Source organism: Vibrio atypicus (genome assembly GCF_009811315.1).
Taxonomy (GTDB): Bacteria; Pseudomonadota; Gammaproteobacteria; order Enterobacterales; family Vibrionaceae; genus Vibrio; species Vibrio atypicus.
Window position 1 is genome coordinate 269,319 of record NZ_BLID01000003.1, and the last position, 12,700, is coordinate 282,018.

General features: G+C 42.1%; 13 protein-coding genes. 2 read left to right on the forward strand and 11 right to left on the reverse strand.

Going from position 1 to position 12,700, the window contains the following annotated elements:
* Positions 1–113 precede the first annotated feature (113 nt).
* The 9 genes from GVO60_RS08475 to GVO60_RS08515 all read right to left on the reverse strand — a co-directional run bounded on the left by GVO60_RS08475 (position 114) and on the right by GVO60_RS08515 (position 8,633).
* On the reverse strand, positions 114–269 hold the full coding sequence (locus GVO60_RS08475; RefSeq protein WP_159652889.1) for a YoaH family protein: 156 nt from the start codon (positions 267–269) through the stop codon (positions 114–116).
* Positions 270–336: 67 nt separating this feature from the next.
* A complete protein-coding gene (locus GVO60_RS08480) occupies positions 337–1,548 on the reverse strand; it encodes a conjugal transfer protein TraF (RefSeq protein WP_159652891.1) in 1,212 nt (403 codons plus the stop codon).
* Positions 1,549–1,608: 60 nt separating this feature from the next.
* Positions 1,609–2,481 carry a DUF2861 family protein gene (locus GVO60_RS08485; RefSeq protein ID WP_159652893.1) on the reverse strand — a complete coding sequence of 291 codons (873 nt, stop codon included), beginning with the start codon at positions 2,479–2,481 and terminating at the stop codon, positions 1,609–1,611.
* On the reverse strand, positions 2,481–3,140 hold the full coding sequence (gene vxrB, locus GVO60_RS08490) for a response regulator transcription factor VxrB (protein WP_159652895.1): 660 nt from the start codon (positions 3,138–3,140) through the stop codon (positions 2,481–2,483). Before vxrB ends, GVO60_RS08485 begins: the two co-directional genes overlap by 1 nt.
* Complete coding sequence (gene vxrA / locus GVO60_RS08495) at positions 3,115–4,527, reverse strand: sensor histidine kinase VxrA (RefSeq protein WP_174855877.1); 1,413 nt, start codon at positions 4,525–4,527, stop codon at positions 3,115–3,117. The genes vxrB and vxrA overlap by 26 nt, the downstream gene beginning before the upstream one ends.
* 189 nt (positions 4,528–4,716) lie before the next feature.
* A complete protein-coding gene (gene pntB, locus GVO60_RS08500; protein WP_159652899.1) occupies positions 4,717–6,111 on the reverse strand; it encodes a Re/Si-specific NAD(P)(+) transhydrogenase subunit beta in 1,395 nt (464 codons plus the stop codon).
* A 13-nt stretch (positions 6,112–6,124) separates the two neighbouring features.
* Positions 6,125–7,675: a Re/Si-specific NAD(P)(+) transhydrogenase subunit alpha gene (gene pntA, locus GVO60_RS08505; protein WP_159652901.1), complete on the reverse strand. Its 1,551-nt coding sequence runs from the start codon at positions 7,673–7,675 to the stop codon at positions 6,125–6,127.
* A gap of 298 nt (positions 7,676–7,973) precedes the next feature.
* Positions 7,974–8,252, reverse strand: coding sequence for an HlyU family transcriptional regulator (locus GVO60_RS08510; RefSeq protein WP_159652903.1), 279 nt, complete (start codon positions 8,250–8,252; stop codon positions 7,974–7,976).
* Positions 8,253–8,267: 15 nt separating this feature from the next.
* Complete coding sequence (locus GVO60_RS08515; RefSeq protein ID WP_159652905.1) at positions 8,268–8,633, reverse strand: late competence development ComFB family protein; 366 nt, start codon at positions 8,631–8,633, stop codon at positions 8,268–8,270.
* A gap of 204 nt (positions 8,634–8,837) precedes the next feature.
* Between GVO60_RS08515 and GVO60_RS08520 the strand changes: the two genes are divergently transcribed.
* Entirely contained in the window at positions 8,838–10,073 is a 1,236-nt protein-coding gene (locus GVO60_RS08520; protein ID WP_159652907.1) for a GGDEF domain-containing protein, read from the forward strand.
* Between the two features lie 2 nt (positions 10,074–10,075).
* Here the strand turns inward: GVO60_RS08520 and GVO60_RS08525 are convergent, their stop codons facing one another.
* Complete coding sequence (locus tag GVO60_RS08525; protein ID WP_159652909.1) at positions 10,076–11,062, reverse strand: Solitary outer membrane autotransporter beta-barrel domain; 987 nt, start codon at positions 11,060–11,062, stop codon at positions 10,076–10,078.
* Positions 11,063–11,135: 73 nt separating this feature from the next.
* Positions 11,136–12,092, reverse strand: coding sequence for a GGDEF domain-containing response regulator (locus GVO60_RS08530; RefSeq protein ID WP_225874913.1), 957 nt, complete (start codon positions 12,090–12,092; stop codon positions 11,136–11,138).
* Positions 12,093–12,232: 140 nt separating this feature from the next.
* On the opposite strand from GVO60_RS08530, the gene GVO60_RS08535 reads away from it, so the two are divergent.
* Entirely contained in the window at positions 12,233–12,670 is a 438-nt protein-coding gene (locus GVO60_RS08535; RefSeq protein WP_159652911.1) for a DUF3069 domain-containing protein, read from the forward strand.
* Positions 12,671–12,700 lie beyond the last annotated feature (30 nt).

Consider the following 12,700-nt stretch of genomic DNA (forward strand, 5'->3'; position numbering starts at 1 on the left):
TGTCACAGGGCAGTTAGAAGTATTGAAGAGAATAAGATGTTTTCGAAAGGAGGAGGAAAAACGAGTACCCTAACCTGTCGGGTTATAGGCACTCATTTTTATGGAGGGTTGTTTTATTGTTCGCTGTTTTTCTTTGCTTCGGCGCGAATTTGCTCTGCTACGATTTTAATTGCTTGAGCGGTACTGATGCCCTCGCCCATCAATTTCTGAATCTTCTCTACAGCGGCTTGCTGTTCTTGGTGGCTTAGTGGAGGTAGATCATCAAACATAAAAAAGGCTCCCAGTAATTTAGGAGCCGACTATAGTATGATTTTGTGCTGAAAACCAGTTGGAAGATTAGTAACTGGTTAAGAAGTTAATGTATGCACCCATAGAGTTTTCGTTGGTGTAGCTTGCACCGATATCAAGTTGGAATAAATTTAGCGGAGAAAGTCCAATACCAGCAGTAATTGTGTCGTCTAAGTTCTCATATGCGAGGTTTTTCTTCCAACCCGCACGCAGCTTTAATTGGCGCATAATATCAATTTCACCACCAACGCGTAGCATTTGCGTGTTGTCATCGAAGTTTGTATAGCGCTCTTCTTCATTTAAATCGTAGTCAACACTTAGTGTCGCGTAATCAGCTACTAAACCTGCTCCGACTGTATATAGTGGGCGCATTTGATAAGAGTATGAAATTGGTGCAATTGTTCGGCTTTGTGAGCCATCAATAGAGGATGTTATTGTTTGACCGGCTATTTCATCCGTTTTAATGTCGCGCTTCATTAGGTTTGTTGCACTAATGCCAACTCTTAATGGCCCTCGGAACCAAACAAAACCAGCATCGAAGTTCAACATGGTTTCACCAGTACCGTTTTCGCGTACTTTAGTTATGTCGTAATTATCAAGGTTCGCGGTATAAACAAAGGTATAAATTCGTTGTAATTTGGGGGTGACACCAAAAGCAATATGGTGCCCAAGAAACGTTTGATATTTTGCTAGTGAGATTCCAACCTCTGTAACACCGACACTTACCGCATTCACTGCACTTAATTCAGCGTTAATAGCGTCATTAATCCCTGCTTGAGGAAGGGCTGATGCAGCTCCATCCCAAATATCGGTTTGCGCAAATGACTCAGCGTATGCTTTACCAAATACATTCGCAGCTATAAATCGGTTAGGAATGGCAAAAGCTACAACACCACCGATCTCTAACTTCGCAATATCCCCTGTTAAATCATCTAGGATTCCGGACATTTGTGAAATATTGCTGTAATCCCCTCCTGCGACCTCTGTTATAAGCCCGGATGCACTATTTAAGTCTGATACCATATTGTGCTCGTCGCTATAAGCTAAGCCAAAGCTAGGAGTAATCATACCGACATCATCATTACGACGATAAATAGCGGTTAAAGCTGGGTTGTAAAAAGGAGCGGTAAGAAAGTTTGCGGAAACAACACCAACGCCACCCATCGCATCACCGCGTGCTTCAATAGCGTAGTTTGCGGCAGAAGCTGACGATGCGAATAGAGCAATTGTAAGAGGTAATAATTTTCTTGAGTTTTTCATGTCGATATAAACGATTTGATTCCCTTAGGTTTATATCGACATATTGTGGGATAACTTTAGCTATTCCTCTAGTGAAACATCATATGTTTTACTAATAATTTGGGATTGCTCTACAATTATTGGTCCTTGCCACCTTGCGTGGTTAACAGAAACCGCTAATACATAACGTCCAGGATCGACAATGTTGCTGTCTAAAGTCGTTGGATAATCAGATTCGAATTTACGACTCCAAACCCTATTGTATTTTCCATCTACGAAGTCATAGAGCGAGGTTTCAAGTTTTGGTAAAGGGCAATGAGGGTTTAAAAGTGCGTTCTTTTCTACTTTCCACTGATCTTTCGATTGCCATCTTACTGACACTTTCGCTCTTGGTTCACCAAGCACAAGCCAAGAGCTCCAAGAGGTTTGGTCTTCTGCTGTTACATCAATACGGTATAAACCCATCTTCATACGGCTATTCAGGTTGTATCGCTTAATATATTTTGTGACGCCGTCACCTGAGTCAAATGAAGTGAGAGATGCATCGGTAGAAAGCGTTCTTGTTACCCACTTGCTGAGCGTGACGTCTTTAACAACTTTATCTGATTCGACTTCAATATGAGCTCGGTAGCTATCCCTACCCGGACTTTGAATATCTGAGCGACGAACTAGAACGCTTTTTATCCAGTTAGGCAAAGGTTTGTTGTCTAGTCCTTTACCGCAGTCGACTTCAAGCGATTGAAGGAATAAGTCATTCAAATGTGGAACAAGAGTTGTATTTTTTTCAAGCTGCCACACTTCTACCAATGACGAAAACATAGCTGGTAAGTCATCATTCAATAGGTGCTTGTGCGCTTGCGTCAAGGGAGTGTTGCTTTCAAACCAATCCACTTCTTGCGCAAAATTAGGTGCACTAACAACAAGTGCACCTATTAGGGGAAGCAATCTAACCATTAGGCTTTCATTTTGTATCCAACGCCACGAAGCGTTTCAATCTCAAGCCCTGGTAGCTTTTGACGTAACTGCAATACGTGTGTATCTACAGTACGAGTCGTTGGGAAATGATTGTAGCCCCATACATGATCAAGCAATTCATCGCGTGTAAACACACGACCAAGATTGCTTGCTAAAAACAGCAACAAATCAAACTCAGTGCGCGTCAATGTGATCGATTCATCTTTATAGAAAACCTCACGTGTCGCTTTGTCGATTAGTAGGTGCTCTGTTTTTACTTTGCTATCGTCCTGCAGATCACCTTCTGGTGCACGTAACTGAGCTCGAATTCTTGCAAACAACTCAGCTTCCGCGAATGGCTTAGTCAAATAGTCATTTGCGCCTGCATCTAACCCTGTTACTTTGTCTTTTACCGTAACAAGAGCTGTTAGTAGGATTACTGGCACGTCTTTGATTTGCTTCCACTCAGGAAGGTGTTGAACAGAATCTCCATCCGGCAATTGACGATCTAAGATAACTAAATCTGCCTTGTCCCAGTACTGAGCAACGTCAGCAATCGTCTCGGAGTGGAAACATTCGTATCCCGCTTGTTCTAGGCTTACTAATAGGCCGTCAGCTAAGTTTTTATCGTCTTCAACGAGAAGCAGTGTCTGTTTCACAAGGTATCTCCAAAATAAACGTTGATGGTGGACCAACCAAGAGCATCTTACCGCCCATGCGTCCAACCATGGATTCAACGATTGTTAAACCTAGACCGAGTCCACTTTTGCTCACAAACGGTTTGCGTAAATGACGCCAATCCTTTTTGCTAAGTTGACCTTGGTCTATAACTTTAATAGTCAGCATATGCTTTGAGGTAATGACCTCTAGTGTCACTGGGGCTACCCCGTACTTGACCGCATTGCGTAACAAATTATCTATACATGTGCCAAGCCAGTAAACATTGAGCTTGGCAGCAATATCTTCATTAATAAGGAATTCAATACCACCATTGAATTCCTCTTCTACTTTATATTCCAACCATTCTTGTACGGATGGAACCCAGTCAGTGGCAAGTGGTTTATTGTCTGACTGTAAATAATCTTTGCTCGCTTCAGCAAGTTGTCTTAAACGACGAGAATCTTCACACAATCGTCGGAACTCATCATATACTGTTTCGGGTAACTTCTCGAATTCTCGCCTAAAACCTTCGACTGTTAAGGATAAGCTTGCTATCGGCGTACGCAGTTCATGAGTTAATATTTGCAAGATCAACATACGACTTTTCATTTCTTGTCGCTTGGTGTTCCAACGATATACAGACCAACCAAAAACGAGCAAGATATTGGCTATCACCAACGCAACCATGCTAATGCGCAAGATATCTGAGTGATCTTCTACATCCCAACACAGATTACCGCGTTGTACGAAACAACTAGTGGACGCGCTTCTCAAATTAAAGGAAAGTCCGGCTTCGTCAGCATTGTGTTTCCAAATTTTTTCGGGAAATACTAGATAACTATCGTTTTGCCTTAGCCAAAGCTCATTTCTCTCCATAAACATACTCGAACCTGCAATTAAGGCGAGCATCGTATCTTCATTCATATTTTGAAGACGGCCAAGCAACGTGTTTTCGCCTGCAAGCGGACGCTCTTTGATATGCATGTATTGTTGAAGGAATTCTTGTTTTTCCGGATAAATTGTTGCATAGCGACTTGCGTACGTACCGCCCCCTGGATGGATTAAGGCACTTCGAGCAAACCATTTATTGCTTAGGGTATTGCCTTTACACATGGCTCTAGTAAACACCAAAGGCTCAGTGATTAAAGGGCTTAACGGCAATTTACCCGTACACTTTTTGGCTAATTCATAGAGGCGTTGAACATCACGCAGTGGATAAGCGGATGTTTGCGGAAGCATAGATTCGGGCGTAAGTAGGCGTGTTGGATAGTCTGATTGCAAATTGCGGATATCGTAAGAGACCGCAGAATCTGATTCTTGAAATAGTCCGACAAATTTATCAATTCGCTCAGGCAATGAATCTGCATACACTGAGTGCGTGTTCATTGCTAGGCAGATTAGTATTGTTTTTAGAACTGTCTTAAACAATGTAAAAATTCGCTAAATCAGTTAGTTACTTCAAGAATAAAACATTATGCCAAAAATATAAAACACAAATGTGATATCTGTGTCAATTATGTTACTCGCAAAACAAAAGAAGCCAGCACTAAGCTGGCTTCTTAAACAGGCTATATCTTACAGAGCTTTAGAAATAGCGTCTACACTATCTTTGGCATCACCAAATAGCATTTGTGTGTTCTCTTTAAAGAACAGTGGGTTTTGAACCCCGGCATAACCAGTGTTCATTGAACGTTTGAATACGATAACGTTTTTCGCATTCCACACTTCTAGAACTGGCATGCCCGCTATTGGGCTGTTTGGATCTTCTTGTGCTGCTGGGTTAACTGTATCGTTCGCACCAATAACTAACACCGTATCTGTTTCGTCGAAGTCGTCGTTGATTTCGTCCATTTCAAGTACGATGTCGTAAGGTACTTTCGCTTCAGCTAAGAGAACGTTCATGTGACCAGGTAATCGGCCCGCTACAGGGTGAATACCAAAACGTACGTTGACACCTTGAGAGCGAAGCTTTTCAGTAATTTCATGCACCGGGTATTGTGCTTGAGCAACTGCCATGCCATACCCTGGAGTGATGATTACTGACTTAGAATCTTTCAGCATTTCCGCTACTTCTTCTGCGGATGTTTCACGGTGTTCGCCCTGCTCTACATCATCAGAAATGACAACTTCTTGGCCAAAACCACCAGCGATAACACTAATGAACGAGCGGTTCATTGCTTTACACATGATGTACGAAAGAATCGCGCCTGATGAACCTACTAAAGCACCTGTTACGATCAACAGATCATTTGCAAGCATGAAGCCCGCTGCCGCTGCAGCCCAACCAGAATATGAGTTCAACATTGAAACAACGACAGGCATATCCGCACCGCCGATTGAAGCAACTAAGTGATAACCAAAAGCAAATGCAATCAACGTCATCACGATCAAGGCAAACATGCTGCCATCAGCTTTCACAAAGTAAATCATTAGCAACGTTGAAACGACGATAGCCGCAAGGTTTAGCTTGTGTTTGTGTGGAAGGTTAAGTGGTGATGAAGAAATAACACCACGTAGTTTGCCGAAAGCTACGATAGAACCAGTAAAGGTTACCGCACCAATGAATACACCCAAGAATACTTCAACTAGGTGAATTACGTGCGCAGCGTGTGCTTCTTGTGGGTTAAGAGCTTCGATTACTGGTGCATCAATATAGCTGTTGTAACCAACAAGTACAGCAGCCAAACCAACAAAGCTGTGCAAAATTGCCACTAGCTCAGGCATTTCCGTCATTTCAACTTTTTTGGCATAGTGGATACCAATACCACCACCAATAACCATCGCGACTATGATCCACGCGAGTCCTTGTGATTCAGGACCAAAGATCGTCGCGATCAAAGCGATCGTCATACCAGCAATACCGTAGTAGTTACCGGCGCGAGCAGACTCTTGTTTTGACAGACCTGCCAAACTTAATATAAAGAATAAAGCAGCAACTATGTAAGCTGCTTGTACTAATCCTGCAGACATTCCCTGTTACTCCTTAATCTTTACGGAACATTTCAAGCATGCGCTTGGTGACGGTAAATCCGCCGAAGATGTTGATACTCGCAATCAAGACCGCGATAAACGCCAAAAACGACACTGCACCATGGCCCTGTCCTATTTGTAGCAATGCACCAACAACGATAATGCCAGAGATAGCGTTTGTTACTGACATTAGTGGTGTGTGAAGTGCATGCGTAACGTTCCATACAACGTAGTAACCAACCACACAGGCAAGAACGAATACCGTAAAGTGAGATAAGAAAGCAGCAGGCGCTACAGAAGCGATCCAACCAAAGGCACCTAAGCCAACAACCAACGCTGCCACTTTTTTGAGCGGAGATGTTGGCTCTTCAACTTTAGGTTCTGGTTTTTCTTTTACCGGAGCTGGTTTTTGCTCTGGTTGAGCAGAAACTTGAATTGGTGGCGCGGGCCAAGTTACTTCGCCTTCTTTGACAACAGTAACACCGCGCAATACGACATCTTCAAAGTTGATATCAATATTGCCATCTTTCTCTTTGCAAAGCAGCTTGAGTAAGTTGACCAAGTTTGTCGAATACAACTGAGAAGATTGAGTCGGTAAGCGACCAACCATATCCGTATAACCAACAACTTTCACGCCATTTGCGGTCGTTATAACTTTGTCAGCTTCCGTATATTCACAGTTACCGCCATTTGCAGCCGCAAGGTCAACAATGACACTACCCGCCTTCATACTGTCGACCATCTCTTTGGTGATCAGTTTAGGTGCTGGGCGTCCTGGAATAAGCGCTGTAGTAACAATGATGTCAACGTCTTTAGCTTGCTCAGCATAAAGCTCAGCCGCTTTCTTGTTAAAATCATCAGACATTTCTTTAGCGTAGCCGTCACCAGCGCCTGTATCTTCCTTGAATTCAACTTCAAGGAATTCAGCGCCCATAGACTGCACTTGTTCTTTCACTTCAGGACGAACATCGAAAGCGCGAACAATTGCGCCTAAGCTACCTGCAGCGCCGATTGCTGCCAAACCAGCCACACCGGCACCAGCAACCAATACTTTCGCTGGTGGAACTTTACCCGCAGCCGTAATTTGACCGGTAAAGAACCGACCAAACTCATGAGCGGCTTCAACAACTGCACGGTAACCAGCAATGTTCGCCATTGATGACAGAGCATCAAGTGATTGAGCGCGTGAAATACGTGGAACGGCATCCATAGCGAGAACATTGATATTCTTGCTAGATAATTTTTCCATGAGTTCAGGGTTCTGAGCTGGCCAAATAAAGCTAACTAGTGTCGCCCCTTCTTTAATTAGCGATAGCTCATCGCTCCCTTCATTAACGATTGGAGCATTCACTTTTAAGATGATGTCTGATTGCCAAACATCCGCAGTATTAGCAATTTTTGCACCTGCATTCTCAAAAGCTGAGTTGTCAAAACTCGCTAATTCCCCCGCACCTGATTCGACAACAACATCGAACCCTAATTTTAATAACTGCTCTACCGATTTTGGCGAAGCAGCCACTCGCGTTTCTCCCGCAAGTATTTCTTTTGGCACACCAATTTGCATTAGCTATTCCTTGACTATTCGCAACTATGATTTGTCTGTTTTTATCTAACCTATTTATACACTTCAAGTAATTTGTAACAAATGGATAAATTCACATTACATATAACTTTTGGTAATGAAAAGTGCATTCATAGGCCAGCTCGTACTATTACGTACCTGCAAGCGTAATGAGGTCTAACCAGTAAGGTAAAATGACCGTTAAAACAATAGATTAACTACGCCCAGAAAACAAAAGAGCCATCAGCATAACGGCTAATGGCTCTTAAATTTATGATGTTCATCAACTTGAATGGCTAAATTACTGAAAAATCGTATCACCCATTTGATCAATAAACATTTGCGCTTTTTTTAGCATAAACTCGTCTGCATCAGTTTGGCTCGACAAAACATCTGAACGAATGAATCGATGCGTTTTTACTTCGCCATCAAGCTCTTTTGTGATTCTACCTGCGATACGATATTGTCCACCCTCAGGCATGGCTTCTTGATAAATTAAATAACCTTTGTATTCGACGGGTTCTACTTCAACTTTTTTTTCATCTTTATTACCGCCGAATAAGCGAGAAAACAGGCCCACAAAAACTCTCCTTAACTATCTATTCTTTTTCAAAATCGGTTTTTCGAACCATTCTAATTCATCGTCATCATCAAATCGTGGTCGACTAAAAATGATAGGTACATCATCATTACGATTTGTGCGTCGATCATCAATGACCATAGTATGCGCGGATTCTACCGCTTTTTCAGCATACTGTTTCAATGTTACGAGTCTCTCTTCGGGAAGTGCAGAAAGAAAGTCAATGTCGTGCCTTATGTATACAGGTCTTAATTGACTTAATGCAAGACACGCGAGATCCGCTAACTGATCGTGGTCAAGAGTATCACTGTACTCGGGGAGCGCTAACACCTGCCCGACTAAGGTTTCCATGTAGTTATGAACATCTACACTAATCTGCATACCCGTTACTCCTTTAACATGTTGGTGCTCAATATGGATTTACTTGTCTCGAAAGTGACTAATCACGAGGATAAATTGGCTATTATTCATTCATACACTCAGTTTTCATCTCTAAGTTTAGTAAAAAGCTTGGAAAATCATCAAATCAAAGTATTCTAATTGCAGTATATTAACTTTTTAATTAATAGGCTTAGTCTAAATTTCATGTCTTTTTCTATCGTCACTACTCACTGGTTTCGTCTGTCGTTTCCACTCTTGTTGTTGACGTTTATCTATTTTGGACTTGATTCTGCGATTACTTTTACGCGGTCCAATCTTGGAATTTTAACCAATCTTCCATACGTTTTATTTGTGTGTTCGATTTTGCTATCGCACGCGTTTAAACAAAGCCGAATCGCAATGGTCTCGACCGCTTTGCTGATCGCCTACTGGTTAATCCAATTTAGATTACAGACTAAGCTTTCTTCGGGTACAACAATTTTAGAGCTTTCTCTTCTTGCGGCGTTGTTACCTGTTGCTCTCGCCTTGGTATACAGTCATAAGAATGGGCCTCTCTTGTCGAGGTCTTACTTCATTTATTTGTGCACACTCGGATTTTTTTGTTTTTGGTGTTACCTCACTCTCGGCCATTTTTACGATGGCGGATTCAACGATATCAATAACACCTTCTTATTTGTAGTCCCAGATGTCTCAAAAATCCCTTTTATCTTAGTTGTTTATTCATTGGCAATGGTTTTGACGTTTGCGATATGTGTATCAAGTAAGAATCGCATTACCGACGTAGTTATCTATTCATCTGCACTATTGTCTACGGTTACTTTTGTTTACTTCCACATTCCGTACATCTCGAGCATGATGTTCTCCTTGTCCGGAATTTTACTGTTAATTTACTTACTCTCAGCCAGTTATGAGCTCGCTTTCAAAGATCTTTTAACTGATATACCAGGCAGACTTGCGCTGGAATCAGATCTTCGCTATTTGGGCCGCCGATTTACTATTGCCATGATCGATATCGACCATTTTAAATCGTTCAATGATACTTATGGGCATGATACTGGGGATGATGTTCTTCGCCTTGTCGCTAGTAAAATGAAACATATTGGTGGTGGAGCGCGCATTTACCGTTATGGTGGCGAGGAGTTTACGGTTCTATTTAAAGGAAAAACCGTAGAACAGTCTCTTGATTACTTGGAACTATTAAGGGCCTCGATTGAATCTTACGATATGATTTTGAGAGATCACGATACTCGACCTAAAGACCAAAAAGCAGGTGCTCAAAAGCGCAAAAGCAAAAAGCAAGGCGACTTGGTCAATATCACAATCAGCATCGGCGTGTGTGACTCTCAAGAGACCCGCTCTGTAAAAACCATCATGAAGAAAGCTGACGAAGCTCTTTATAAGGCCAAAAATAGTGGACGAAACCGAGTATGTAGTGCCTAAGCTTAATCAATTTGATTAAAAAAGAACACGATACTTCCCCCGCGCAATGCGCTTCCATAATTGATGTTTAGCCCTATTCCCACGTTATCTATCCATTCTGATTTAAATGGTGGCGTCATTAGCCAGCCAATTGAGCCTTCATAGTAATATGGAGTGCCTAGTGGCTCGCTGGTGTCTCCACCTATTTCGATTCGTCTAATACTTGAATAGATGGATTGAACACTGCGCCCAAATTGACTGACGTTGTAGTAGGCTTCTAGTCCATTCGCCATATACCAACCTTCAGGGTTCCCTATGTTGCCATTGTTGGCATTTCCCCACCCCATTCCGTAAAAGTAATGGAATGTGGAGGAGAAATTCCAGCTTCCCCACTCTGTCGGCTTATCATACTTAACTTGAACATGGGGCTCATAACTTAATGCCCAAGCATCCGTATTAAATAAGACGCCATCGATAGCAGGTTTTATAACGTCGCTAGAAAACTCACTTTTATATTCGTGGGAGTTTTTAAAGTATTGAAGGTGTAAACCTAGCCCTGTCATCAGCGTCCAGTTTTCATCTAATTGATGTAGATACCGATAAGCAGTAAAACCACCTAAGATGATTTCGTCGTTATAGTCGGCGTTATCTTGTTCGCGGATTTCAAAATCTTGCTGAGATCGAATTGCCGAAAAACGAGTAAAGATCTGATGCTTATTTTTAACTTCAGGATCACTTAATTCAAAGGTATAAGGCAGTGTTGTCACCGCGATCTGTTGGCGTAGCTTTACTGACTCATCGGAGCCAATATCTTCATTTTTAAGATTAAACCAGTCGTTGGGGTCAAAATCGTGGATACCTACGGTAAAGACATCGCTATCTGTTAATACAATGGAGGTCGCAAACGCCTGCTCTAAATAGTTGCGATAATTAACGTTAGCAGATGAATGTGTTGCTGTCAGAGCGGCAGCAAACAGCACAGTATTGGGAGCAAAGCTAACCAACTTCATGATGAAATTCGATAATGATTGTTAAACGAATAAGTTACTTTGAAATCGACGTATGGGCAAGCCTCACAATGGTCTAGTCGACCAAATGATAGCGATTTCGACCTGCGAGTTTTGCTGCGTAAAGCGCTTTATCCACTTGCTCATAGATCAATTCGCTGTTTTCACGCCCTGTTGGTTTCATATATAACAAACCCTGTGACACCGTCACGAGTGTGGAGGCATTGCTATATTCATGAGGGATTGCAAGAGATTCTAATTTGGATTTGATGCGCTGGGCATCGTGAACTAATTTGTTCTCGTCAGTGTGGCTTAACAAGATGACAAACTCTTCACCGCCATAGCGACCAACAAACTCACCATTGCGGACAAAAAGTTGAGATAGTGCGTTGGCGATTGAAATTAAGCATTTATCACCTTCAATGTGACCATAATTGTCGTTGTAGGCTTTAAAGTGATCAACATCTAGAAGAATAATGCTAAGAGGTAAATTGTGGCGTCCGTGAATAGCCACCATTTCAGTGAGTTTTTCATCGATTGAGCGACGATTTTTTACTTTCGTTAAACCATCTTCTTGTGCCAACTTCGCAAGCTCCTCATTCGCCTTCGCCAGAGCAAGTGATTTTTGTTTTAGCTCTCGCCTCATAAAAGCGATACGCTGCATTGCGATGAGTTTCGAATTGAGTACGACTTTATCAACGGGTTTGATCAGGTAGTCATCACCACCCGCTTCAATCGCTTTTGCGATCATCGTTGGTTCGTCGTGGCTGCTTAAAAAGATAATTGGCACCCAGTCTGGGTATCGGTCACGGATGATGTTGGATAGTTCAAATCCGTCCATATTCGGCATAGAGATATCAAGAAGAATGAGTTCAGGTTCAAATGATGGGTAGATTTCCAGAGCATCTTTCCCTGAGCTAGCCATTTCGACTGTGTGTCCTAGTTGCTTTAGGCGTATCGCGAGCTGCATTCTTTCCATTTGAACATCGTCAACTAAAAGAATTCTCATCGATGAACCGGAGGCTTGCTTCATACTTATTATTCGACCTTAACATGCTGCTATTATATGCAAATCATACGCTAGCAACGGAGATTCAGCCAACTAAGGTTGACTTTTATTGATAGTTTTTTACGATAGCGCGGTTACATACACTTTTTTTAAGAGAAAATATAATGTCTGACGTTAATCAAACAGAACAACCTACTGTAGACCTAGCAACGGTTTCAGCAGAGCTTCGCCAAGTTATTGAATTTGATGAAGTGCCAGAAGCAATGCATAACATGGTAACGTCGATCCACGAGGTTTCAGAAGAAGCAGTGCGTGAAGCATGGAATGAGCTACCAAACAGTGCACAGAATGTTCTTGATAACTTCGAACAGTTCCATGCACTTATTTCAGTAAGTCAGGCATTCGCAGGTCTAAACGTAATGGAAGAGTTCCCTACGTTGAATCTTCCTGAAGGTATGACAGACGAGCAAAAAGAAGAATACCGTGCTCAGTTGTTAGACCAAGTACTACACAACTGCGTAAAAGATATGGTTAAGCAGATCAAGAAAGCACGCCGTGATCCTATCTTAAAGCGTGATTTTACTGACGTGTTTGCTAAGTAAAGAATACAAAACGCCGCGAAATGCGGCGTT